Genomic DNA, 25,505 nt, shown 5'->3' with positions numbered 1-25,505 from the left:
TATGAGCCGGATATTCTTCGCTTTGTCAAATCCATCTTCTATAAAAATTTTGGCGCAGATTGCGCGTCTTTTTTGAGCCTTCTAACCGCGGTTTTTGCTTGATGCAAAGATGTTATTGCTGGTGTCGATAGGTGGCTTGGGTCATCGTGTTGATGAACGTAATAGGCTCGGTGTTTATGAAGGTTTTGGTATTTAATTCCTCGAGCCGCATAGCCTTGATATATTGGCATTGCGCCGCAAAAATAAGCATCAGGTGAAAATGATTGACCGTTAAACTCAGCTATGCCCTGTGCCGTATTTGCCGGGTCTATGACTTGTGTAACACCGTAGTATAAGTAATTGGCTCCTTGGCGTTTTAAAAATTGGGATTGCATTCTTTTGCCATCGTTATCAGTTTTTAATAATCCAGGCATTGTTCTTAAGTGTGTATGGCTGTCGGTTAAGCCTGGAATTAAAAATAGCCCATTTGCATCTATCATTGTGTTGGCGATGGGCCTAGTCAAATTATTTGATACCTCAATTATCTTTCCATCGCTAATTGAAACCCAATGATTTGTTTTTATGGATACTTCACTTTGGTTGATTGGTGATATAATGGTTGCATTATCGATGAGCAAATCTACTTTGGCGTGTGCTAAGTTGGCTGCCAGTAGCGAGAGTATTTGAGCATATTTTTTCATATAGCCTCCTGTAAAAAGGCGAACTTAAAACAAACTAGGCATAGGGAAATGAAATTCTCATAATAGAGAACTAAAATTTTTCTTAAAAAAATAAAAAGCAATAAAAACAAAAAGTAATATGAGTCGTGAGATTGAAACAGTTCAGGTAGGAAACTGGATTGTGACACCTAAATTAAACAAAATAAAGCACGTAGAAACCATGGCGGAGCATGTGGTGACGCCAAAAGTGATGACGCTACTCACTACTTTGATTGAAAATCGAAATTGTCCTTTGAGCGTTGATGAGCTTGCTCAGCTAGTTTGGCCTGATAGAATCGTGTCTGATAACTCGGTCTACCAAGCTGTTGCAATGCTCAGAAAAGTGCTCAATGAAGAGAGTAGCATTGATCATATCGAACGTATTTCGAGTCAAGGGTATCGCTTGTCGACCGAAATTGGTGTATTGACCCAAGACTCCAATGTCGTAAGCAAGAAGAAAAAGACACGCTCGTACCTGTATCTTGCAGCTATATTAACGCTACTTTTAGTTTTGCTGACTATCTATGTTACTGGTCAAAAACATCCAAATGAATCACAAAGTGATCCTCACTTTGAAGCCGTATCTTTAGCCGAACACCTTACTAAATCCAAGCAACCGGAAAGAATTACCAAGGCAAAGCAAATTTACACTGAAGTTTTGGAAGTCAATCCAGAGCACACTGTGGCGATGAGTGGTCTCTGTAATACGTACATGGCTTTATCAATATATGGTTCATTCCCTGAGTCACTGGTAGACGCTTCATGTCGACCACTTTTATCTAAGGCTTTGGCGCTTGATGGAAAGAATCCTGATGTGCTTACCTCACTTGCAAGATTAGAAACTTTAAGCCGAAGGTATGACCAAGCTAAAGTATATTTTGATCGAGCGCTTTCTTTGTCAAATCACTCACCCATGTTGTGGCATTGGTACGGACGTTTTCATCGAGAGAAAAACAATCTAGATGAAGCGCTAGACGCTCATTTAAAAGCGTTTAGGCTAGCACCAAACAATCCAACGGTATTAAGGGGACTTGCATACACTTACTTGAATCGCCGAGACTTAAAAAATGCGCGAAAGTATTTTGAGCGCAGTGTTGAAATCGCACCCCACATTAAACATATTGCGCTTTATCAATTAGATTTCTATTTGCTGAACATGCAAAGAGCGAAAGAGTATAAACTTTGGTATGCAAAACATATGACTGAGTACAGTCGAGTGTACCCGTTGCATAAGCTTTCACATATTTTGTTTTTACTCAGTACAGGAAACCTAGAAGAAGCAATACAAAAATCAGAAGAGATCCAAATAACGCGGCAGACTGTGACGTCATTTAATCTATACGTGCGAGCAGGGTTAAAGTGGTACCAACAAGACAAACTGGGCGCAATTGAGCTGTTAAAACAACGTTATTTACTGGCACCTGATGATAATCACTATGCGATGCCCTATATCATGGGCCTATATCAAACTAGGCAGTATAGTGTCGCAAGGCAACTATTTGAAAAACACTTTAAGTCAGTTAGTACTTTGAATCGAAGCGTTAACGAACATATTGGTGTGTATTTGCTTTATGCGCTTATTTTAAAGAAGATGGATGAGAGGAGTAAAGCACAGGAAATCAGAGCGCTCATTGCTGCTTTTTTAAATGGGCCGACAAAACTGGATATCCGCTATCAGCCGTTTTGGTATTCTTTAAATGAAGAGCCAGAAAAATTGACTAGGTCACTATTTGAGTTATTGGATAGTGGCTGGTTGCCCGATGCCAATGACAACATCTTTGCTGTAGAAATGTATAGTGATCTCACTAATGAAGCACAAATACGTGACATGTGGCTACAGAAGTTGAAAACCACGCAAGCGACAGTGAACTAACCCGCTTACAAGAATTGCGGCCAAAGCGCATGTAAGAAAACGCATCTGTCAGGCATTCAATTAACATACGTTTGGCTGGGATGAGGATGCTTTCAGACGGGCCATGTTGGCTCTGCGTCAACTAGTGCCGTCAAAGGTGTTCTTAATTCTGCTGCTTTAGAGTTTAGTGGTTCATTGAGGAACAAGACGGTGAGCCCTATTTTTGTAAAGGAAACCATGGAGAGGATAGGAATGGAATGCAGCGCGCGTATGTCGGATACAAATACAGCAATAACCCATCAAGCTGATATTGAGGGAGCAATGGTAAATACTAATTTGCAATAGCGGATTTGATTAGGGCTAGTAATAAGAGGCTTAGAGTTCCTGCTCTGTTGATGGGACTAGGAAGCTCGTTATTGTCTGCTTTTTTTAGCTATGTATTTTCGAGTTTAATTTGATTGAATAAAAAGGCAAGGCACTTTTGATTGTAAGTGCCTGAATGGTTCAAATATATAACTCTTGTTGGTTGATGGTTGTCTCAGTTAAAGGTGCAGGGCGCATACCTAGCTTTACAGGCACATTGTATAGTCTTTGATTGCCTAGTTGGGGCCAGATATGACATAGCCCAGGAACAAACACTTTTGCTGTTTTGATTGGGATAGGGTCTCGAGAATAGTCAAATACAAGCGTTTCAAGCTCTAGACTTTTAAGCTGTTCTACAACTGCTAATATATCCAACTTTAAGTCTCCGCTCGATTTAATAGTCGCAGGAATTGATTTACAGTCATTATTTGGTTGCAAAAAGTCTGAACTTTCTGCAATCGCATCAAAGTCAAAAGGTGCGCCATTTTGGTTCCGAATTGGGATCAGTTGGCATAGTTCAGTTAGAGCTCTTTGCGCTGCCATTTCAGGCTTTAGGTGGCAACCAAACCCGAAAACCCATCCGTCAGTTTCTTTGTCTCGACCGATAGCAGCCATAACAGGAATACCAGTATCGAACGTTAAGTCTAAAACCCAATAATCATGAGTGATTGAAATAGAGTTATGTAGTGGTTGATAATATTCAGGAGTAATTTTTCTTAGGTCAAAACTGGGTCTAGGTAGCTTGTTATACCACCAAATCGACACGGCATCTCTCTCTATCAATTCAAAAAGCGCTTGTAAAATAGCTTCCTCAAGATTGTTTCCTGCAGCGCAACCATTAGATTGCCATTTACCAAATTTGTCATCAGTGTATGGCGTATTTGCAAAACACAATACATATGGGATGTAAACTTTACATTGATTTGTTAATGACCAGGCTGAACACCAATGAATAGGTTCATCATTATATGGAATCACATTGGTCAAGCTTTGCACGGTATTAGTTCTGAAATCTGCATATTGTTTAGCACTGTAAGGCGCAATAGACTGAAATAAGAAATGTGGATAATCTAGTTCGTCAGAAACGCAGCATTTAGAAGGGGTTAACCCAGTAAACTGGGCGTTTTTTCTCTCTATAGCTTCACATAATGCACTGGCCATCGATTGCGCGTGACTCACCCCTTTGCCCATGCAAGCTTGAACAAAACTATTGTTATTTAGCTGGTCTACATCTTTTAATTGTAATTGCTTAAAGAATGCTGTTTTATAAATTTTTATAATGTTCTTTTTGGTTTGAGAAAGCTCTTCAATGTGCGTAATTAAGCCCGTTTTTGGGCTTACAAAAGGGAGTATTGTTTCAACAGTTTTTTGTGCTTGTACGCATCTAGAACCGCCATCCTTATCAAATGTTACTTTCCTCGAAGTTAAATGAAATGGCTGGAGGCTTTCTTTGTGAGCAGAATGGGCTAAATATTGGAGAGGGTGTGATATTTGTAGTTTCGTTTTGTAGTGGTATTCAACCGCGTTATTTTCTAACTCTTGATGTTGATAGAGAGAAATCACTTTATCAAACACCTGATGAATATACTGCTGAAGACCTTCATTAGTTAAATTTGAAGAGAAACATGAGGATATATCTTCGTTGTCGCCGTTGTTGTAGCATTGCAAAAATTGAAGCACAGGCCGGTTGCTTAGCAGTGCTTGTTGAAACCTCTTCAGCTCTGTTTGGCTTGAAAGGAGAGGAGATATTAAGCACTTATGGTTAGACAGCTCTATCACAATCAGGCGCGGATTGATTGGACCGTATGTGGCCACAGAATTACTGAGGCATTTATCCAATACGTTGTCTGTAATTAGGATTTGTACATTGATATCAGAGCATATAGATAGATTTACAGGTTGATAGGAGTTTGGGGGGAAATAAATTAATATATTATTTTCCGATACTAGAATGCGATTAGTTTTACCTTCCTCCCGAGGTGCATCTGTAGATAGGTAAATACCCTCTTCTAATAAAAATGCGCAGCATGACAAGAAGGATTCTATCTGGCCTTGGTCATCTTGTTGTTCCATTATATCGCCAACAGTTCTTTTCCCGTCTATCAAATGGAGCAATGGAAATGAAGAGCTATCAAATAATTTCTCTTCATTATTATCTACTAAAATAACACTTTTATTGGGCAAATGTTGTACTAGGAAACGTTCTTGCCATTTTAGAATAATCTTTTTCATATATTAAACAGCGACTTTGGGTTATGTTCTAATATGTCTTGAATTTGTTGTTGTGATAACTCAGGTAGTAGTTGAGGTATGTCTGAAATATTTAAGTGTAAGTGGTCAGGGTGAGGGTAATCACTTCCAAAAAGTAGTTTGTGGTGACCTATTGCATTTAGCGTATCAGTTAAAGGTTCTCCAATCTCTACACCAACCCAACAATGCTGTTTAAAGTACTCTGAAGGTTTTTTCTTAATATTTTCTTTTGTAAGGCTTGGAAATTCATCGTAACAAATATTATCTAGCCGCCAAAGCCAGCTAGCGACCCATGAACATCCGGCCTCTAAAAAGACAAATTTAAGATTTGGGTGTCTTTCTAAAACTCCGGACTCTAAGAGATCTACGAACGCCATTTGGGCTTCCATTGGATGGGAGCACGCATGAAGCGCAAACCGAGATTCAAACCTATCCATTCCAACAGTTTGCCCTTGTAAATGAGTCCCTCCATGAAAGCAGATCACTATATTATGCTTTTCACATTCCGCCCAAAATGGGTCATTGTCAGGGTGACCTAAGTTTTTACCAAGGATAGGCTCAGGACGAGTAGTAATTATGTTCCATCCTTTTTTAACAATATCTTGTATTTGTGAAACCAATAGTTCAGAGTCGTGACGACTAATCATACCCACAGGGAGCAACTCTTGATGAGATTCACAATATGATTGTATCCATGAATTATAAGCTTTGGCATAATTGACTGATTGCTCGGATGTAATTTTGTCATGATTTACGATATACATGGCAAAAGTAGGAAACATTAACGCTTTTGATATACCGCTCTTGTGCATAGATTCAACTTGGTTACGAGAAGACATTGCACTAGCTCGAGTTTCATGGCTTTCATCTCTTATTAACGCAGAAGCGATTTGCTGTTCCTCACTCCAGTTTGAAAGAATAGGGTGCTCACCTAACTTAAAAGTAGGAGACAGTCGAATATCAATGCCTGTTCTTTTATAGCGTTCTTCTTGAGACTTTTGATCATCTAGATTGAAATGCACAGGCATGCTATTAAAAATCTCTGGGCTACAATATTGTTCCCATATTTCCAATGGCTCCATAACATGCCTATCACAGTCTATAATTATTTTGTTCATGTTTTATGTTCTTTTAAAAATTGTCGGACAGATCGTTTCATCATTAATATATTGCCCGTAGCCATAATCCGGTACTGTGTCATCAACAGTCGTTTCATTTGTAACTAAACCAATCGCAAGAGCTACTCTAAACTCATCGGATTGATTTGGCCCACTTCCATGAATAGTTTTATTTGAGTGAAAAAATACATCACCGACGTCACAATCGATAACGTCCAAATCTAAAGTATATTTATCACTTACTTGAGACTTTAGATCTTTGAGTTGTTGGTTAATTTGGAGGTGTTGTGCACCTAGGCATGCTATGTCTAGACTCCACAGATTGGAGCCTTTCACATAGGCGATGCTTCCTGAATGAGCGCCAAATTTACCTAGGGGGAGCCAAGCGGTTATCACCTTGCCACCGAAATAAGGCATGTGTTGAAAATCAGTATGAAAACCGACGGAAGAGTAAGCACTTTGATCAGGTTTGATGTAGAGCTGACAACCCCAGACCTTAATTAGGCTACTGTCACATACTAATTGTGCTGCTTGCTGAAATTCTTTGCTAAGTATTAGTTGTCTTATTCCTGCACTAGTCAAATGTGGGTGCACAATCCTTGACAACTGCTGGGGATCCACAATACCAGTCGAGTTTTCATAATTTTCTGAGAGCTTTTTATCTAAATATAGAGATAAAGCTTCCTCCTTTGCCTTTAGTACCAACTCTTTATCTAGTTGTATTGTTGAGTGGCAATAGCCAAGCGCTTGAAATTGTGTATTCATATAACGGGTAACGGATGAGAAGGATACAGTACATCCTCCTCATTCGCCTCATAATTAACTACAAGAAAAAGGAAGCACAGAGCCGTCGTGGTTGTAATCTGCCAATGCAACAGGAGAATTACCTTGAGTAACCGGAGGTTTGGGGTATGCTAGGGCAACAACATTATTTGGAATTAATTTGTTGTCGTCTAAATTTTCGGTTAGATCAAAGTCTTCTGCATATTTGAACATTATGTTCATATTCCAAGGGTTTTTATAGTCCAACCACTCAGATAGAACGCTAGATTTATCTGATACAAATTGTTTGCCTTCACGTTCAGCCTCTTGCCATTCAGCTTCATTACATAGCTGAGCCTTAAAGTCTTCATTAGTCCAACATAATGAGATGGCTTCCATCGTGATTGCAGAAAAATATCTAAGCTCCTCGTCCGTATAACTCAGCATATCTACATCATATAGCTTTTCAATTTTGTTTATGTGCTGATTTAATAATATATGTCGTTTAAATTGCTCAGAACTTACAAATTGTTCGTCATTATTTTCATCTGTATTAGAGTCTAGCCCAAGTTCTTCAGAAACCGCACTTTGTATTGTTGAAGGGTTTTTTACTAGTCCATAGAATGTTGGGAAAACATTATAATATCTAGCTAGAAGTTCAGCTGCATTTTCCATATTATCAGGCTTTTTGGGGATGTTAATTATTATCCCACTGTTGAATCCTTTCCACTTTTTAAAGAGCTGCTCATCGTACTCTAAATCAGGGTATATGAATTGTATTGACAAATTGCGCCACGGATTTATAAAACGAGTATTTTTTGTTGCAGGGTATTCCTCTAGGAATCTGAGTATACCATTGGTATTTTCAGCGGTGCTTTTTTTAGAACCCATCTCCTCGAACGTTGATCTGTAATGTTCTTCACCTTTAGTCCAAGATTTGGCAATAGCAGAAATAAACGCTGAGCGAAAGCTTAGAAAGTCGATATCATTGTTTTCATTCATTCCATTTTCTCCAGTAATTTTGACTTAATTTTATTTGCTTGATTAAGGAATAACTCAGCACCTTGGTTTTGAGTTAGATCAAGTGCTTCATTTAGTAATAGTGTGGCTTTATTTATATCTGTAGTGTATTTAGCCTCTATAGTAAGTAGTATAGGTAGTGATAATACTTCGTTGTTTTGACGAGCAATGCTAATAGCAAGCTCGAGCAAATTGTCTACTCCTTCGATATAACCATTTTCTTTTGCCGATTTGATAATAATCGCAGCATACCAGCTCAACGAAAATGTCATACCTGATTGGTAGTAACTCTCAATCAGGTCAATTGCCTTTTGATATTGACCTGTCAGTGGTAAGTATATTAAGTCGATAAAAAATGCGTGATACGGCCTTGCATCTTTGCTAGGCGAAATTACGTAATAAGCATTACATACATTTATGGCATTTTGATAGTCTTCATTATAATAATAACTTAGCGCTTTAAAGATATATGCTACCGTTGTCGAAACTGGGTGCTTTTTAATGTTTGAAGATTCAACGGCTTGATGTGTAATCTTCTGTGCTTTTGAAATGTCACCCTTATGGATATATGAAAGCGATAACATTGATAAGGAATAGGTCAATAAGTTTGAACCTGACTCAATGAATACTCTTTTTCCACTAGAGTTTTTGTATAAATTTATAGCTTGTTCAAAGGTATCGATAGATTTTTGTATACAGCCTTCAAATTGAAGGATCTGTGACAAAAAGCACATTACAAGAGACTTTCTTTCAGGAGTAAGAATCGAATCATGTTCTAGTAAGTTCTTTGCAAGAAATTTAGCTTTGGCAAAGTCTGGTTTATAATAGGCGTACAAAAAAGCGTGCGTTGAAACGATTTGTCGATATTCATCAACCAACGAGGCATCAAGGCTAGTATGGTTACTTTCGATTATATTCGATATTTGTTCTATCGTTGATGCTGCGTTTTTCGATGAGTAGCTTTCTAAAGAAACTTCTGATCTGAATTTAAGTTCTAACAGCTCTAGCAAGCAAATTTGGTTTCCACCACTTACACACCAACTTAAAGTTTGCTCGATTTGCTCGAGAAGTATTGAAGTAAGACCTGTTTCTTCGAGTTTAGCGCAATGTTGTTTACCATATTCAGCAGCCTGAACAAACTCTTTTGCACTTGCGAAATGTGAAGCGATGACTCTGTACTTTTCAAATTTATCACTGTAAAGCTTAATAAGTTGTTTAGCTATACGGATGTGATGATTGGCTGCTGAAGATTTTGAGTTACTATCATAAGCGGCATCTCTAACTAGAGCATGTTTAAATATATAGCTATCTCTTTCTACACGTCTCTGATGAACAATGACATCGCATGATATGAGTTCATTTATATCATTTTGAATTTGGTTTTCACTAAGAGTAGAAGTTGAAATGAGTAAGTCATAGTCAAACTCTCGACCAATTACGGATGCAAGTTGTGCTGTTTCCTTGGCATGTTTCAAACTGTCTAGTTTAAATTGCAATGACTGCCGCAATGTACTTGGAACTTGATCTAAGTGCTCAGGGCTTTTGAAATCTATAACTTCATCATTTAAGTCGACTAAGCTTTTTCCAATCAACATTGCTGCAAGTTCCTCTATGAAAAGAGGTATGCCATCAGTTTTACCTTGAATTGTATCAATTACTTTTTTTGATATGGGTTTGTTTTGAAAAAGGTTTTTAATGAATTTTTCAGATGCTTTATCAGTAAGCTTTTCCAAGTGAAACGGTTGTACAGCTTCTCTGTTTATACTATTTGGTAGGTCGTTTCTTGAAGTCGTAATTAATATAAATGAGTTGGGTAAATAGTCACAAAAGTAGCTGATAAAGTCCAAAGTAGTGCTATCTGCCCAGTGTATATCTTCAAAGACGTATAGTTTTTTTCCATTGATACTATTTGTTTGTGTAAGCAAAAGCGTTTTTAAGCATGAAAATAGCAGATTTCGCTGTTCATCAGGCGGTAACAAAGAAAGCTCTACACTATCTTCCAGATTAATATTGAGCCACATTAATAAGATGGGTATCGAATCTGGGTGTAGCTTTTCTTTATGTTCATCATTTAAAATCTTCGTAAGAGTGCTTTTGACCTCTTTGGGGGCCAACCTATCAAAATTAAATAAATTTCGAAGTAGATTAAGAATGGGGTAAAGCGCATTATTTTCATGCTCTGGCAAACACTGTGCTACTAGATGTTGATATTTAGATGCGTAAGAGCGGATTTCAAGTAATAATCTAGATTTACCAATACCTGCTTCACCATAAATGTGTGCTTTTTGGAATGAGTCCGCAGCATCTGTAAAAATTGATTTGAATGCCGATAACTCCTTTTCTCGTCCTATCAGCTCATAATTATTTCTAGTACCTCTCATAAAGCCGAAAGCTTCTATTTGCCTTTCCCCTTTAAGCTCAAATACTGGCTCTGGTTTGGGCATGTTACCAAGTTTAAGCTCTACAAAATCACCGAATTCGGCATAGGGCTCTAAAATTGACTTTGCGTCTATGCTACATAATATTTGTCTTTCCTTAGCGGTTCTTGCAAGTGTCATAGCCGCGTTTGCACAGTGTCCTTCTGGAGTCGTGTTGGCGTATGTTATAAATACCCCTGTGTGCATTCCTAGGTGAACATTTAGTATTGCGCCATGCGCATCTTTCATTAATGAATTTCTTTTAGAGATTTCACTGATTATTTCCAATGCACTTCTGGCACATAAGCGAGTATCATCATCACTTGTGTTGGGGTGGCCGAAATAAAATAGAGAAGTGTCGGCTACACTACCAACGTGGTATGCACCAAAGCGAGTTGCTATATCTATGCAATGGTTGCGTTGAGATTTCAAAAGAGTATCGATAACATCGAGGTCGTGTTCACGTACATCTTTAAATGTGGTACTAAAACGAAGTGCTAATACGGTGATTTGCTTACGCTCTGTTAATGAGGTGAGTTGATAATCAGGCAATTGATTAGAATCGCTATCATTTCTAATGACGATGGTTTCATCACTTGTTTCGTGATGAGTTGCCCTTTTAACCAAGGTGCCAACGATGTTAGAAACATTTATCGTTTTAAGTTCATTGAATGCTTCTTCGCCTGTGATAACTCGTTCGTGTGCATTTTTATTGAGTACTCGTCTGAGCAACCCTGCGAGAGAGTGTCCGATTAATGCACTTGGCAGAGGGATGTTCCCTCCGCTCAGTTGCTTATGATAGATAGAAGCGACACTTGTACCATTCATTGCGGGTGTGCCTGTCAGGCACTCTAAATAAACAAGGCCCCATACGTAAAGGTCTGTTTTCGTTGTAGCAGGCTCGCCTCGCAATTGCTCTGGCGCACTATAGGAGGGAGTTCCTAAAGTTTCTTGAGTTAATGTGAGTGTTCTGAAATCTGCTTGGCGGCTGTCATGAGTAAGCGTGCCGATACCAAAATCTAGTATTTTTGCATGTAGCTTAGCACCGGTTTTACTGAGCATGATATTGGCAGGTTTAATATCTCGGTGAACAATGCCTTTACTATGCGCATGGATAAGTGCATCCAATACTTGAGACATAATATCTGTTGCCTCAGGAGCACTAAAGGGGCCTTCAATTAAGAGGTGCTCTCGTAATGAACGTCCTTCTACAAATTCAAACACGCCATACAGTAAATCCTCATCGATCTGCCCTTGATCTAAAAGTCTGACGATATTGGGGTGCTGTAATTGACTGCTTAATGATGTTTCACGTTTGAATCGTTCAATGTATCTTTGTTTTTTTTGTTCTTCACAATGAGGTTCAATAGCGAGGAATTTAATAGCAACGTCTTGGCCTGTGCTATTTTGCTTGGCCTTAAATACTTTACCGAAGCCACCTTCACCAATCTTATTTAGCAACTCGTAATTGGAAGACTCAAAGCGTTCGTAAATGTATGAATCAGAAAATTGAGTTAATGACATAGTGGTAATTAGCTTCTCTAAATTAATATCCGTTTATGGCATGCATTTACTTCTATAAGTAAATAGTTGGCCGATTAAGTAACATTTGTTTAGTAAACCTAAACTACATAATTATAACTACTTATAACACTAAAACTAGTATTTTAAATATTTGGTATAATATGGTAGTTGGTTGTTAATTTTCCCGGCTTTTTCAAACTGGTTTTATGTCTTTTTTAATTCCATAATTTGCAATTATGTTTTTGGCATGTCAGATTTTATATTACGTTATTAAATGTAATTAGTAAATGCAGGTGTAATGCGCTGTAATATTTTTGATTGAATTTTGAGCGGCTTGATGGAGGGTTAAAGTGAACTTAAATTTTGGTGCTAAACGTGCATGATTGGCTGTGCCTTCAGCTAAACTCAGGGTGTTGATATACATGATGTTACATACGCTGGTGTGCTTTTTTTAGCTATATGAGAGGGTGGGATAGTTAGATTATTTGATTACCAATATTATTTCACCATCAGAATAGTGAGTGTCTATTATTCTGTTTATCGAAAATATTGGCTGCATTTCAATGAATACGAAAATTAACTTGTTTTGTTATATTGCCTAGGGGGTATTGTTTAGATAAATAGTATAAAAGGGGCTTATTTGGTGTCTCTACGCCGTTCAGCTTTTCAGCGGCGGTAAGTCATGCTATCGCTTTGAGTAGCACGCTCATATCTGTAACTCCTGCTTCTTTCATTGCTTCTTTAACATTTTTTATCATGTCAAAATACTGATTTTGGAGCTGGATAAAATGCTGGTTTTTTTGGTCGTATATCGCTTTTTCAGTTTCATTGTTGTGGTCAATTTTAGCATTGAGCTGCACAACTTCTTGTTTAAGCACATCTAGCTCTTCCTTCATTTCCTCCAAGCGTTCCAACATACGCCGGATATGCTCTGGTAAGTCCCCATACTTATCTTCTTGTCTCTCCTTTGCTTCGCGGCCAGAAAGCTTCTCTTTTTCTTCTTCAGAGAGTTTATGTGTGCCTTCTAACTCTGACGTTTTCTCCGTATGTTTAGTGGTCGATTCCTTATTCTCTACACTTTCTCCATCTACAGCGTCTGATTGTTCCCTTTCTTTTGCTTTCGCCATGATGTCTGTTTTTAACATATGGCCATAAGCAACGCTCATTTCATGTAGTAAGTTCATTCAAAATCCCTGATATAACAATTTGTAAAAGATAGACGAGCACACTCTCCCAAAATATATATCGGCCTAAGAGCAAGATACTTTAGAGGTAATCTTAAATTTTATAAATTAGGCCTGATTGGTTGGTTTGGGTACAACTATATATTCAAAGGGAGTCTAAATGATGACACTTGTAGCTAAAAACCAATTAAAATGCAGGGGAGGGTGCCATCAACAAGCACGGAGCGCATCAAGTTTGAGGTAAATGAGATAGCATGTAGCGTGCTTTTCAAGCTTGCTACATGCAGGAAGAATTTAAAACGTCCAAGCTAGGTGGATTTGAGGGACAGACTCATTGGTGTCCGTACCTAGTTTGTTGCGCCAATACTGCCACTCAACTCCCAAGTACAACTGCTTTTCAGCCATATTTAAAGCATGACCTAAATCCCAACGAATGATAGGTTGTGCTAAAAGCCAGCCTTTAACATCGCTGCCTGTTTCACTTTCACGCTCGGCGATGTATTCAACATGTCCGGTGATTTCAAACTTTTGATTACCGAGAGTAAAAGGATAACCCCACGCTACGTCAATCATCCAACTATTTGTTTGAGCTGGTGCGCCACCTTTAGCTAAACCTTCACTGTCGTCAATATATGCCGTAAAGAGTGTCGAAAGAAATGAAAAACCTTCAACATTCCAAGAGACTTTAACACCTGGTAGGTACTTCATGACTTTAGAATCGCCAGCCATGTTGAAGCCAGCAACAATACCCACATCTTTAATTAAGCTGTTGTTAAACTGCATATTGCCAAGCTTACTCAAACTAAATGTTGAATACCATTCACCATAAAAGTCTCTGTCTTGGTAATCATCATTCAAATCATCAACGAGATAGTCAATGAAGAAGAAATTGTCACCATAGGCATAACCAGAACTATGTTGCAGAGAGTACACAGTAGTATTGGACTCAGCTCGACTAAATGGGTTTTTAAAGTCACCGTTGTTGATATGAAGTTGAGTATTGCTCCAGTCTGCCGCGAAAGTCGTTGAAGGTAGCAGCGCGAGAGAGAGAGTCAGACATAACTTTTTATTCATTAATTAATTCTTCAAAGTTTAGGAACTTTGTAATTATATATTAATTCATGAAGTTATGTGAATTTTGCAAAGGGTAAATAACGCGCCCAAAAACTGGGCGCGATTAAGGTTAGGCGTGATTGCGACGTAAAATGATGACCGTTACAGCCGTAATTGCTAAAATAAAGCAGTAAAATGATGACATTGAAACTTCAAAAGGGTTAATACCAAACGTGGTACCAAGCAGCAGCGCTTGTGCACCGTATGGCAGTGAACCCTGCATAACACAGGCAAAGATATCAAGTAAACTGGCTGAGCGTTTTGGCGATATATCGCTATCTTCAGCTAGCTTTTTAGCGACGGGGCCGGCAACAATAATACTTACCGTGTTATTTGCGATACACATGTTGCTGGTCAAAACCAATGCCGCAATACCCAGTTGGTCAGCGACCTTTGTATTGAGTTTGCCGAGTGCTGCTGTTAACTTGTGAATTTTTTTAGCGATGTACTCTAGGCCGCCATTAACTCTTATGAACTCAGATAAGCCACCGATAAACATGGATAACAAGAAGATCTCCTGCATATCAGTAAAGCCTTTGTATACATCTTTTACAAAAGCTCCGCCTTGGTAATCACCAGCAAATCCAACAGCTGCTGCGAAAATAATCCCGCTAAATAGCACTGCGAAGACATTGAGTCCCATGACAGCCAAGACCAGAATAAATATATAAGGAAGTACAAGTAGCCAGTCAAATGGCTTGGTTTCAACAGCCTGAGGTTCTGGCGTTAAAAAGACTAAAAGAAGCACAGTTAGCAAGGCCGCAGGCAGAGCTATCTTCAAGTTCTCTTTGAACTTATCTTTCATTTCACAGCCTTGGGTACGAGTGGCTGCAATTGTCGTGTCAGAGATGATAGACAGGTTGTCACCAAACATTGCGCCAGAGACAATTGTGCCCGCCATTAATGCTGGGTCTATACCGGTTTTAACAGAGACGGCATATGCAATAGGACCGATAGCACCGATAGTACCCATTGAAGTACCCATGGCAGTCGATACGACAGCGGCAATCAAAAACAATCCAGGTAGTAAAAATGAGGGCGGTATCAGTGACAAGCCCGCGTTTACCACAGCGTCCACACCTCCAGTTGCACCTGCGACTGCTGAAAATGCACCTGCTAGCAAGTAAATCAAGCACATAGTAATGATGTTACTGTGCCCAGCGCCTTTGATAAAGGTTTCTACACTTTGATTAATTGATGTTTTGTTTAGCCAAAACGCTAAAACAATCGCCGGCAAAATAGCGACTGGAGCAGGTAGCTGATAAAAAGCGTAATCAACACCTTGCGAATGTAAGTAAAGTCCCGCACCTAAAAATAGTGCAACAAATGTAAGTAAAGGCAGCAAAGATAACTTTGCACGTGAGTTGTCAAAAGATGGCTGCATAGCACTCCCCAAAAACCATTATCTACTAAATACGACCTATGTAAGTAGATACAACATCAGCCAACAGGGTCATTATTAGCTGTATTTAAACTTCAACGCCCGCAATAATTTAAATCGGCGAATGTGGAAGTTTATATGTTTAGACGTCTAAAGTCCAATGGTGTTTATTATAATTATTCAATAACTGACTATGACATAGAGATGGGCTAAACTCTAGGCCTGACTTAGCTTGAGTAAAGCACTTTAGATATTGTAAGTTAATGATTTTACTCACTAGCGTCCCCAAGTAACTGTTTGGCTATCATCTGTTACTCGTGCGCTCGGGCTATGTTTGACGCGTGTTATAACGCCAAATTTAAAATGATGTTGAAAAATAGGAATGAGAAAATAATGACAAAAATAGGTGTATTTGGAGCCAATGGCAGAATGGGTCAAGCTTTAATAGAAGCTGTAGAAATAGAAAAAGAAGCACAATTGGCTGCGGCATTTGTAAGATCAAGCTCGCCGTTTTTAGATACCCCTATAAAAGCATTACAACCTGTTCATTCATCTGACTTGGAATTTTCAGATGAAGAAGGTGATGTAAATCACGCGGAAGTCTTAATTGATTTCACACTACCGCAAGGCATGCTGACACACTTACAAAATGCAATTGAAAACAAAATCCCCATGGTTATTGGTACAACTGGCTTAACAGACACTGAAATGGATCAATTGAGGGAAGCGGCAAAGGTGATTCCAATCGTGTTTGCACGCAACTTTAGTGTTGGTGTGAACTTGCTTTTAAACCTTGTGCAAACGGCTGCGATAAAACTTGCCGATGAAATGGATATTGAAATCTTTGAGGCGCACCATCGCAATAAAATAGACGCGCCGTCTGGGACGGCTTTGGCTATTGGTGAAGCAATTGCGGAGGCCAAAGGTTGGGATCACGACGAAGTTGCGCGATATGACCGCAGTAATGTGCATGAAGCAAAAAGTCAAGATGAAATTGGCTATTCAGTCCTCCGAGCAGGTGACATAGTTGGTGAACATACCGCTTATTTCGCAACGATGGGAGAAAGGCTTGAATTAACCCATAAAGCGGCTTCGAGACTTACGTTTGCATCAGGAGCTGTAAGGGCTGCGCAATGGTTGAAAAATAAGCCCTCAGGACTTTATGACATGCAAGATGTCCTTGGATTGAAGTAGTTTGTTTATTTTTTTGGCTGTTTCATATAGAAAACACATTTAAGGGCTTATTTTTAAATTTTTTCAATGAATAGTTAGACGAATCTCAGAAAGTGCTGTAGACTATAACGAATTTGCCAAAAATTTAATATCTGCGTGTTACCAAGCGCTTTGTAGACGGGAAAAAAGCGTGTTTGCTTATCCCGTTTTTTTATATCTATGGAGGTTAACTTGACTAAATCCGCTCTGTTAGTCCTTGAAGACGGTACGGTGTTTCGCGGTACTGCCATCGGCGCCGACGGTATATCTGTTGGTGAGGTAGTATTCAATACGTCTATGACAGGATATCAAGAAATCTTGACAGATCCGTCATATGCGGAACAAATTGTCACCTTAACTTACCCGCACATCGGAAACACTGGTACAAACAGTGAAGACGAAGAAGCGGACAAAATCTGGGCCAAGGGCCTAGTGATTCGTGACTTACCATTACTAGCAAGTAATTTCCGTAACGAACAATCGTTAAGTGATTATTTAAAAGAACGTAATATCTTAGGGATAGCGGATATCGATACGCGTAAATTGACGCGTATCCTACGTGATAAGGGTGCTCAAAACGGATGTATCATCGCAGGTGATGATATTGATGAGCAAAAGGCGCATGAAGCGGCTAAGGCATTCCCAGGCCTAAAAGGAATGGATTTAGCGAAAGTTGTTACAACAGAATCTTCTTTCCAGTGGAATGAAGGTAGCTGGACACTGGGCGAAGGCTTTAAAACGCTAGAGCAGGGTGAAGAGCAGTTCCATGTTGTTGCTTATGATTTTGGTGTTAAGAAAAATATCTTGCGTATGCTAGTTGACCGTGGCTGTAAGCTAACGGTAGTACCTGCAGAAACCTCCGCTGCAGAAGTACTGGCATTGAACCCTGATGGCATCTTCCTTTCAAATGGACCTGGTGATCCAGAGCCATGTACTTATGCAATTGATGCTATCAAGTCGTTCCTTGAGACCGACACACCAATTTTCGGTATTTGTCTTGGCCATCAATTACTGGCGTTGGCGTCAGGTGCTAAAACTGTAAAAATGAAGTTTGGCCACCATGGTGGTAACCACCCGGTTAAAGATCTTGACCGCGATGTTGTGATGATCACTGCGCAAAACCACGGTTTCGCAGCTGATGAAGAGAGCTTGCCGGAGAACCTTAGAGCAACTCACAAATCACTTTTTGACGGTACGTTACAGGGTATTCACCGCACTGATAAGCCTGCTTTCAGTTTCCAAGGTCACCCTGAAGCAAGCCCTGGTCCTCACGACGCAGCACCGTTGTTTGACCACTTCATTGAATTAATGCAAGCGCGTAAAGCCTAATTTATTACTGGAGTAACAATGCCAAAACGTACCGACATAAAAAGCATTCTAATCTTGGGCGCTGGCCCAATTGTTATCGGCCAAGCATGTGAATTTGACTACTCTGGTGCTCAGGCCTGTAAAGCGCTTAGAGAAGAAGGCTATCGAGTAATTCTTGTAAACTCGAACCCTGCAACAATTATGACAGATCCAGAAATGGCTGATGCGACGTACATCGAGCCAATTCACTGGGAAGTTGTTGAAAAGATCATCGAAAAAGAAAAGCCAGATGCCGTATTACCTACTATGGGTGGCCAGACTGCGCTTAACTGTGCGCTAGACCTAGACAAACACGGTGTACTTGCGAAACATGACGTTGAGCTAATCGGTGCAACTGCAGATGCAATCGACAAAGCTGAAAACCGTGAGCGCTTTGACATCGCGATGAAGAACATTGGCCTTGAGTGTCCTCGTGCAGAGATCGCGCACTCAATGGATGAGGCTAAAGACGTATTAACACGTATTGGCTTCCCATGTATCATCCGTCCTTCTTTCACAATGGGTGGTACCGGTGGTGGTGTTGCTTATAACATGGAAGAGTTCGAAGAGATCTGTACTCGTGGTTTAGACCTTTCACCTACGAACGAGCTTTTAATCGATGAAAGCCTGTTAGGATGGAAAGAGTACGAGATGGAAGTTGTACGTGACAAAAACGACAACTGTATCATCGTATGTTCTATCGAGAACTTTGACCCAATGGGTGTTCACACGGGTGACTCAATCACAGTTGCACCAGCACAGACATTGACTGATAAAGAGTATCAGTTAATGCGTAACGCATCGATGGCGGTACTGCGTGAGATTGGTGTTGAAACAGGTGGATCAAACGTTCAGTTTGGTGTGAATCCAAAAGATGGTCGTATGGTTATCATCGAGATGAACCCACGTGTATCTCGTTCATCGGCACTTGCATCAAAAGCAACTGGTTTCCCAATCGCGAAAATTGCAGCAAAACTAGCAGTAGGGTACACGCTAGACGAGCTTCAAAACGACATCACGGGTGGCGCGACACCGGCATCATTCGAGCCTTCAATTGACTACGTTGTGACTAAGATCCCTCGTTTTAACTTTGAAAAGTTCGCTGGCGCAAATGACCGTCTAACGACGCAAATGAAGTCAGTTGGTGAAGTTATGGCGATTGGCCGTAACCAGCAAGAGTCTCTTCATAAAGCGCTTCGTGGTCTAGAAGTTGGTGCAACAGGCTTCAATCCAATCGTTGCCCTTGATGACCCTAAAGCAAAAGAAACAATCATCCGTGAACTACGCGAGCCAGGCGCAGAGCGTATTTGGTACATTGCAGATGCAATGCGTCATGGTATGAGCGTTGAAGATGTATTCGAGTTAACTAAGATTGACCGTTGGTACTTAGTCCAGATTGAAGACATCATCAAAGATGAAACGAAAATTGCGGAAGCTGGTCTTGCTGGCTTGAACAAAGATTTCTTACGTCGCCTTAAGCGTAAAGGTTTCTCAGATGCACGTATCGCAGAAATTGCAGGTGTGTCAGAAAAAGAAATCCGTAAAAAGCGTCATCAGTTAGAAATCCTACCTGTTTACAAGCGTGTTGATACATGTGCAGCAGAATTCAGTTCAGACACTGCTTACATGTACTCTTCTTATGACGAAGAGTGTGAAGCAGCGCCTTCTGAAAAAGACAAGATCATGGTTATCGGCGGTGGCCCTAACCGTATCGGTCAAGGTATTGAATTCGATTACTGTTGTGTACACGCAGCGCTTGCAATGCGTGAAGACGGTTATGAAACTATCATGGTTAACTGTAACCCTGAGACAGTTTCTACAGACTACGACACTTCAGATCGTCTATTCTTCGAGCCGATTACACTTGAAGATGTGCTAGAGATCGTACGTGTTGAAAAGCCAAAAGGCGTTATCGTTCAGTACGGTGGTCAAACACCACTTAAGCTAGCGCGTGACCTTGAAGCGAATGGTGTGCCAGTAATTGGTACTTCTCCTGATGCAATCGACCGTGCAGAAGACCGTGAGCGCTTCCAGCAACTTGTAGAGCGTCTTGACCTGCTACAACCTGAAAACGCAACAGTGACTTCATTAGAAGAAGCGGTAGCGAAGTCTCAAGAAATCGGCTTCCCGCTAGTTGTTCGTCCTTCATATGTACTAGGTGGTCGTGCGATGGAAATCGTATACGACGAAGACGATTTGCGCCGTTATATGACAGAAGCTGTATCTGTTTCAAACGAAGCTCCCGTTCTTCTAGACCGTTTCCTAGACGATGCAATCGAAGTTGACGTTGATGCTATCTGTGATGGTGAAAACGTAATCATCGGCGGTATCATGGAGCACATCGAACAGGCGGGTGTTCACTCAGGTGACTCTGCATGTTCACTACCAGCTCACACTTTGTCGCAAGACATTCAAAATGTAATGCGTAAGCAAGTACGTGATATGGCATTAGAGCTAGGTGTGGTTGGTTTGATGAATACACAATTTGCTGTTAAAGATGGCAAAGTGTACTTAATCGAAGTTAACCCGCGTGCAGCACGTACCGTACCATTTGTATCTAAAGCAACGGGTGTTGCGCTAGCTAAGGTTGCTGCGCGTTGTATGGTTGGTCAATCTCTTGAAAGCCAAGGTGTAACGGCGGAAGTTATCCCTCCTTACTACAGTGTGAAAGAAGTTGTATTGCCATTTGCTAAATTCTTAGGCGTTGACCCAATCCGTGGACCAGAAATGCGTTCAACGGGTGAAGTAATGGGTGTTGGCGAAAACTTCGCCGAAGCGTTCGCGAAAGCGCAATTAGGTGCATCAAACGCTTTACCACGTGGCGGTCGCGCGTTACTATCTGTCCGTAACAGCGATAAGTCACGCGTTGTTGAACTAGCCAAGACAATGAAATCTATCGGTTTTGAGCTTGATGCAACAAAAGGTACTGCCATTGCCCTTGAAGAAGCAGGCATTGAAGTACGCCGCGTGAACAAGGTATTCGAAGGTCGCCCTCATATTCTTGACCGTATCAAGAACGGTGAGTACAGCTACATCGTAAATACCACAGAAGGTCGCCAAGCGATTGAAGATTCGAAGGTGTTACGTCGTGGTGCACTTCAGCATAAGACTAACTACACCACCACGCTAAATGCAGCGTTTGCAAACTGTACTGCGCATGCCGCGGATGACAGAAGCTCTGTAAACTCTGTACAAGAATTACACCAGCGATTGAACTAATGGATATAAGCCAAGGCCTTTGGCCTTGGTGGTAAGTGAGAGACTTATGCAATCAATTCCGATGACTGTGCGAGGCGAAGAATTGCTTCGTGAAGAACTGAACCATCTGAAAAAAGTGGTCCGCCCCCAAATTGTTGCCGATATCGCCGAAGCGCGTGAACACGGTGACTTGAAAGAAAATGCTGAATATCACGCAGCGCGTGAACAGCAGGGTTTTTGTGAAGGGCGTATTCAAGAAATCGAAGCTAAACTATCGACTTCTCAAGTAATTGACGTCACAAAGATGGCAAACAATGGCAAAGTTATTTTTGGCAGTACTGTAACTATTGTAAATGTAGATACTGACGAAGAAGTAACTTACAAAATTGTTGGCGATGATGAAGCAGATATTAAAAACAACTTAATTTCTGTGAACTCACCAATTGCTCGAGGCCTAGTTGGCAAAGAGCTAGATGATTCAGTTAACATTCAAACTCCTAACGGTACTGTTGAATACGAAATCATCGAAGTTGAATATATCTAATTTGTCTAACCTATAGACCAAAAGCCCGGCAGTAACATGTTGGGCTTTTTTATTGATACTTTCCCCTTACCTTATTCACGTCTAGCTCTATTTGAGCCCTATTTAACGTAATGACTAAAATTAACGCCGAACTTCCGGCGCCATGTATGCCATAGAACCACGCACAACTAGCACTACATGGTATCTTTTGATCAAGATCATATGCTGACTAGCTTAATTAGTACGAAGGTTTTCTTTGCGATACTATACTCGTGAAATATCGCGAGGGGGTATCATGTCTTCTGTTATTAAACATTTTTTAAATGATCCAAAGTTACTGCTCAATGCAGTAGGGGAAGGAATATACGGTTTCGACTTATCTGGTAATGCTGTATTTATTAATCCTGCAGCTGAACAAATGACTGGTTGGGAGGCAGGGGAGTTACTGGGGAAGAAAATTCATCAATACCATCACCATAGCCATGCTGATGGCAGCGAATACCCCGCGGATGAGTGCCAAATTTACAAAACCATGTTTGACGGTGAAACACGGTATGTTAAAGGGGAAGTGTTTTGGCGAAAGGACGGTTCATGCTTTCCCGTGGAATACACATCAACACCTGTTTATCGCGATGACCAGATCATTGGTGCTGTGGCTATTTTTCGTGATATATCACAACAGGTAGAGACTGAGCAGGCACTGAGAAGCGCGTTGAAACAGGTTCAAAGCCTGTCAGAACAACTCAAAGAAGAAAACAGTTATTTACTCTCGGAAATTAATCAAAACTGGCAGGGTTCGGGATTGGTTGGTGAAAGTCATGTGTTCAATAGAATGCTCGAACAAATAAAACTGGTGAGTAAAACGGATAGTACGGTTCTAATCCTTGGTGAAAATGGTACAGGCAAAGAACTCGTTGCTAGAAATTTGCACTTTTTGAGCGGACGATCTGACATGCCGTTTGTACGCGTCAACTGCGCTGCTTTTTCTCCAAGCCTATTGGAATCTGAGCTTTTTGGTCATGAAAAAGGGGCATTTACTGGCGCGCATGATAAAAGGAAAGGACGCTTTGAGCTAGCCCACAATGGGACCTTGTTTTTGGATGAAATTGGTGAACTTCCACAAGAAGCACAAAGTAAGCTGCTCAGGGTGTTGCAAGAACAGGAGTTTGAGCGAGTAGGCGGCAGCAAAACCATTGCAGTGAACATTCGAGTTATTGCCGCAACCAATCGCGACCTGTGGAAAATGGTCGAAGAAGGCGCGTTTAGAATGGATTTGTATTACCGTCTCAATGTCTTTCCTATCAAGGTGCCACCACTGCGTGAGAGAGTGGAAGACCTGCCAGTGCTCTGCGCAAACATGATAAGCAAATTGAATGTCCGACTCAAAAAGCAAATTAAAGGTATTGCTAAGCAATCATTGAAGAAGCTGCAAGCTTATAGTTGGCCAGGTAATATTCGAGAATTACAGAATGTGTTAGAGCGTGAAGCCATCTTGTCACACAGTCATACACTGCACCTATCCCAGCCATTAGACTTAGGTGAAACTGGTTCGCAAGATGACGATAAGAATCAAAGTTTGGAGGCGATTCAAAAGCGTCATATTACTAAGACTTTGGAATCTTGTGGTTGGAAAATATCAGGAAAGGCTGGTGCAGCAGAAACGTTAGGCCTAAACGAAAGTACGTTACGGTCGAAGATGAAAAAGCTCAATATTATTAAAAATCGTGACATTTAACGGTCATTCGCGATATTTCACGATGGCGCTGTGTGGTGGAGGTTTATAAATGTTTATAATACAGTAGCTTAACAAAGTTTCAGTTTGGTCTGAAAGTTGCAAAGTATCAACTGTGTTTCACTATTTGTAAGCAAGTAATATGAAGTTTGATATCAAAGAAGAAGATATGATTATAAAGCCCTATAAGCAAGAGGGCCCAATTTATATCCGTGAGCAAAAAGGTTTCTTCCAAAAAATCCGTCGTTACCTTGGTTGGATCCTTATGTTTGTGTTTGTTGCTATTCCTTGGATACCTTATAAAGGCCAGCAAGCCGTTTTATTAGACGTTGCGAGTCAGCAGTTTAGAATTTTTGGCCAGACCTTCCTTCCCCATGACTTTATGATCCTTGCATGGGTTTTTATGGCCGGCGCGTTCGGCCTTTTCTTTGTTACAAACTGGTTAGGTCGTGTTTGGTGTGGTTACACCTGTCCTCAAACGATTTGGATGCTTATGTTTACTTGGGTGGAGCACAAAGTAGAGGGGACTCGTAATCAAAGGATAAAACTAGATAAGTCTGACTGGAGCGCACAAAAAGCAACTAAAAAAGTAGTTAAGCATGCTATTTGGCTAGTCATTTCTGTCTTTACAGCGACTTCATTTATGGCCTATTTTGTGCCAGCAAAAACGCTATATATGGAAATGTTCACACTAGAATGGTCTGGGCTAGTAAGTTTTTGGGTATTCCTATTCGCGTTTTGTACTTACGGAAACGCTGGGTTTTTACGTGAGAAAATGTGCACTGTCGCTTGTCCTTATTCTCGTTTTCAGTCGGTGATGTTTGATAAAGATACTCTGGTAGTGGCGTATGATGCTATTCGAGGAGAAAATAGAGGCAGACGTAAACGCAAATCCGATCATAAAGCACAAGGTTTAGGGGACTGTGTCGATTGCAATTTGTGTGTGGAAGTATGCCCTGCGGGGATTGATATCCGCAATGGTCTGCAATATGAGTGTATAAATTGCGGCCTTTGTATTGATGCGTGTGACGATACAATGACAAAGTTTGGCTATGCTAAAGGGCTTATAAAATATACCAGTGAAAACCAAACGGCTGGTAAGAAGTCGAGCCCATTTAGACTTAAATTAGTGGGCTATGCTGCTTTGTTTGGATTGATTATCGTTACTATGGCCATTTGGGCGTTTAATCGCACGCCAATAGAAGCTTCTGTCATAAGAGATAGAAATGCGCTTTATCGAGTGAATTATGAAGGGCTGGTTGAAAACCCCTACACTTTGAGTGTCATTAATAAAACTCAGCAAGTGATGCACTACAGAGTGAGCTTTAGTGGAATAGAGAACGCCAAATTAACCGCGCCAGAGCGCATTGAGATACAGGCCGGTAAGATGTTATTGGTACCCGTCACTATTGCCGCTGATGGATATGACCTTAAAGGCAAACGTATCCCAATTACCTTTACGATTTCCGCGAATGAAGATAGCAGTATTTCGATAACGAAAGACAGCTATTTTTATAAAAACTAGTGTTTTAGTAGAGCACTGGGTTATTCCTCAAGGGCCATTTGGCCCTTTTATATTTCTCTTGAAAATACCTGTACAATTCCCCAGTCGATAGCTGTCATACTCCACGCCAAGCAGTACTTTGGAAATCAGCTTGTAGTTCTACTTTAGGTGCATAAAAAAAGATGTGGTTTCAGTTTTTTAATTACAAAAGTGAGCATAGTAGCCCATGTGAAAGGTGCGGTGTTTTGGTTAGCGATTACGAACCTGAATGCCCGCACTGTAGAGATTTAACTAGCCAAGATGCGCG

Annotated in this window: 16 protein-coding genes; 7 read left to right on the top strand and 9 right to left on the bottom strand. The window is 40.5% G+C overall.

All coding sequences use genetic code 11. From position 1 onward, the window contains the following. Nucleotides 1-38: 38 nt before the first annotated feature. On the bottom strand, nucleotides 39-680 hold the full coding sequence (locus tag A7985_RS26825) for a hypothetical protein (protein WP_256096644.1): 642 nt from the start codon (nucleotides 678-680) through the stop codon (nucleotides 39-41). Nucleotides 681-840: 160 nt separating this feature from the next. Between A7985_RS26825 and A7985_RS05235 the strand changes: the two genes are divergently transcribed. Continuing rightward, nucleotides 841-2,571 (top strand): winged helix-turn-helix domain-containing protein, encoded by a 1,731-nt coding sequence (locus A7985_RS05235; RefSeq protein ID WP_176716683.1) that lies wholly within the window; start codon nucleotides 841-843, stop codon nucleotides 2,569-2,571. Between the two features lie 483 nt (nucleotides 2,572-3,054). On the opposite strand, the gene A7985_RS05230 is transcribed toward A7985_RS05235, so the two are convergent. From A7985_RS05230 to A7985_RS05195, 8 genes are all read right to left on the bottom strand, one after another. After that, nucleotides 3,055-5,145: a YcaO-like family protein gene (locus A7985_RS05230; RefSeq protein ID WP_065789366.1), complete on the bottom strand. Its 2,091-nt coding sequence runs from the start codon at nucleotides 5,143-5,145 to the stop codon at nucleotides 3,055-3,057. Continuing rightward, complete coding sequence (locus A7985_RS05225) at nucleotides 5,142-6,281, bottom strand: amidohydrolase family protein (protein ID WP_065789365.1); 1,140 nt, start codon at nucleotides 6,279-6,281, stop codon at nucleotides 5,142-5,144. Before A7985_RS05225 ends, A7985_RS05230 begins: the two co-directional genes overlap by 4 nt. A gap of 3 nt (nucleotides 6,282-6,284) precedes the next feature. Next, the gene (locus A7985_RS05220; RefSeq protein WP_065789364.1) at nucleotides 6,285-7,046 is read right to left on the bottom strand and encodes a phytanoyl-CoA dioxygenase family protein; all 762 of its coding nucleotides are present in this window, start codon (nucleotides 7,044-7,046) and stop codon (nucleotides 6,285-6,287) included. A gap of 54 nt (nucleotides 7,047-7,100) precedes the next feature. Next, nucleotides 7,101-8,045 (bottom strand): BMA_0021/BMA_0022 family TOMM bacteriocin, encoded by a 945-nt coding sequence (locus A7985_RS05215; protein WP_065789363.1) that lies wholly within the window; start codon nucleotides 8,043-8,045, stop codon nucleotides 7,101-7,103. After that, a complete protein-coding gene (locus A7985_RS05210) occupies nucleotides 8,042-12,004 on the bottom strand; it encodes a TOMM system kinase/cyclase fusion protein (RefSeq protein ID WP_065789362.1) in 3,963 nt (1,320 codons plus the stop codon). Before A7985_RS05210 ends, A7985_RS05215 begins: the two co-directional genes overlap by 4 nt. Before the next feature lie 680 nt (nucleotides 12,005-12,684). After that, on the bottom strand, nucleotides 12,685-13,188 hold the full coding sequence (locus A7985_RS05205; protein ID WP_065789361.1) for a hypothetical protein: 504 nt from the start codon (nucleotides 13,186-13,188) through the stop codon (nucleotides 12,685-12,687). Between the two features lie 294 nt (nucleotides 13,189-13,482). Further along, nucleotides 13,483-14,262 (bottom strand): nucleoside-binding protein, encoded by a 780-nt coding sequence (locus A7985_RS05200; protein WP_065789360.1) that lies wholly within the window; start codon nucleotides 14,260-14,262, stop codon nucleotides 13,483-13,485. 109 nt (nucleotides 14,263-14,371) lie between these two features. Then, nucleotides 14,372-15,685: a Na+/H+ antiporter NhaC family protein gene (locus A7985_RS05195; protein ID WP_065789359.1), complete on the bottom strand. Its 1,314-nt coding sequence runs from the start codon at nucleotides 15,683-15,685 to the stop codon at nucleotides 14,372-14,374. Nucleotides 15,686-16,075: 390 nt separating this feature from the next. Between A7985_RS05195 and dapB the strand changes: the two genes are divergently transcribed. From dapB to ccoG, 6 genes are all read left to right on the top strand, one after another. Next, nucleotides 16,076-16,876 carry a 4-hydroxy-tetrahydrodipicolinate reductase gene (gene dapB / locus A7985_RS05190; RefSeq protein WP_065789358.1) on the top strand — a complete coding sequence of 267 codons (801 nt, stop codon included), beginning with the start codon at nucleotides 16,076-16,078 and terminating at the stop codon, nucleotides 16,874-16,876. 210 nt (nucleotides 16,877-17,086) lie between these two features. Further along, nucleotides 17,087-18,223 (top strand): glutamine-hydrolyzing carbamoyl-phosphate synthase small subunit, encoded by a 1,137-nt coding sequence (gene carA / locus A7985_RS05185; protein ID WP_063382842.1) that lies wholly within the window; start codon nucleotides 17,087-17,089, stop codon nucleotides 18,221-18,223. Nucleotides 18,224-18,241: 18 nt separating this feature from the next. Further along, nucleotides 18,242-21,460: a carbamoyl-phosphate synthase large subunit gene (gene carB, locus A7985_RS05180; RefSeq protein ID WP_065789357.1), complete on the top strand. Its 3,219-nt coding sequence runs from the start codon at nucleotides 18,242-18,244 to the stop codon at nucleotides 21,458-21,460. Nucleotides 21,461-21,506: 46 nt separating this feature from the next. Next, nucleotides 21,507-21,983, top strand: coding sequence for a transcription elongation factor GreA (gene greA, locus A7985_RS05175; RefSeq protein WP_063357270.1), 477 nt, complete (start codon nucleotides 21,507-21,509; stop codon nucleotides 21,981-21,983). Between the two features lie 274 nt (nucleotides 21,984-22,257). Further along, nucleotides 22,258-23,697, top strand: coding sequence for a sigma-54 interaction domain-containing protein (locus tag A7985_RS05170; protein WP_065789356.1), 1,440 nt, complete (start codon nucleotides 22,258-22,260; stop codon nucleotides 23,695-23,697). A 139-nt stretch (nucleotides 23,698-23,836) separates the two neighbouring features. Then, nucleotides 23,837-25,219, top strand: coding sequence for a cytochrome c oxidase accessory protein CcoG (gene ccoG / locus A7985_RS05165; protein ID WP_065789355.1), 1,383 nt, complete (start codon nucleotides 23,837-23,839; stop codon nucleotides 25,217-25,219). Nucleotides 25,220-25,505 lie beyond the last annotated feature (286 nt).

Origin of the sequence: Pseudoalteromonas luteoviolacea, from assembly GCF_001696455.1 — a bacterium.
GTDB lineage: Bacteria > Pseudomonadota > Gammaproteobacteria > Enterobacterales > Alteromonadaceae > Pseudoalteromonas > Pseudoalteromonas luteoviolacea_C.
The sequence above is the reverse complement of the archived record's forward strand: the minus strand, read 5'-3'. Positions and strand labels throughout refer to the sequence as shown.

Excerpts from the sequence above, each read along its gene's own strand:
- A7985_RS26825 (WP_256096644.1), bottom strand. The coding sequence starts at position 680 with ATGAAAAAATATGCTCAAATACTCTCGCTACTGGCAGCCAACTTAGCA.
- A7985_RS05230 (WP_065789366.1), bottom strand. The coding sequence starts at position 5,145 with ATGAAAAAGATTATTCTAAAATGGCAAGAACGTTTCCTAGTACAACAT.
- A7985_RS05225 (WP_065789365.1), bottom strand. The coding sequence starts at position 6,281 with ATGAACAAAATAATTATAGACTGTGATAGGCATGTTATGGAGCCATTG.
- A7985_RS05220 (WP_065789364.1), bottom strand. The coding sequence starts at position 7,046 with ATGAATACACAATTTCAAGCGCTTGGCTATTGCCACTCAACAATACAA.
- A7985_RS05215 (WP_065789363.1), bottom strand. The coding sequence starts at position 8,045 with ATGAATGAAAACAATGATATCGACTTTCTAAGCTTTCGCTCAGCGTTT.
- A7985_RS05210 (WP_065789362.1), bottom strand. The coding sequence starts at position 12,004 with ATGTCATTAACTCAATTTTCTGATTCATACATTTACGAACGCTTTGAG.
- A7985_RS05205 (WP_065789361.1), bottom strand. The coding sequence starts at position 13,188 with ATGAACTTACTACATGAAATGAGCGTTGCTTATGGCCATATGTTAAAA.
- A7985_RS05200 (WP_065789360.1), bottom strand. The coding sequence starts at position 14,262 with ATGAATAAAAAGTTATGTCTGACTCTCTCTCTCGCGCTGCTACCTTCA.
- A7985_RS05195 (WP_065789359.1), bottom strand. The coding sequence starts at position 15,685 with ATGCAGCCATCTTTTGACAACTCACGTGCAAAGTTATCTTTGCTGCCT.
- dapB (WP_065789358.1), top strand. The coding sequence starts at position 16,076 with ATGACAAAAATAGGTGTATTTGGAGCCAATGGCAGAATGGGTCAAGCT.
- carB (WP_065789357.1), top strand. The coding sequence starts at position 18,242 with ATGCCAAAACGTACCGACATAAAAAGCATTCTAATCTTGGGCGCTGGC.
- greA (WP_063357270.1), top strand. The coding sequence starts at position 21,507 with ATGCAATCAATTCCGATGACTGTGCGAGGCGAAGAATTGCTTCGTGAA.
- A7985_RS05170 (WP_065789356.1), top strand. The coding sequence starts at position 22,258 with ATGTCTTCTGTTATTAAACATTTTTTAAATGATCCAAAGTTACTGCTC.
- ccoG (WP_065789355.1), top strand. The coding sequence starts at position 23,837 with ATGAAGTTTGATATCAAAGAAGAAGATATGATTATAAAGCCCTATAAG.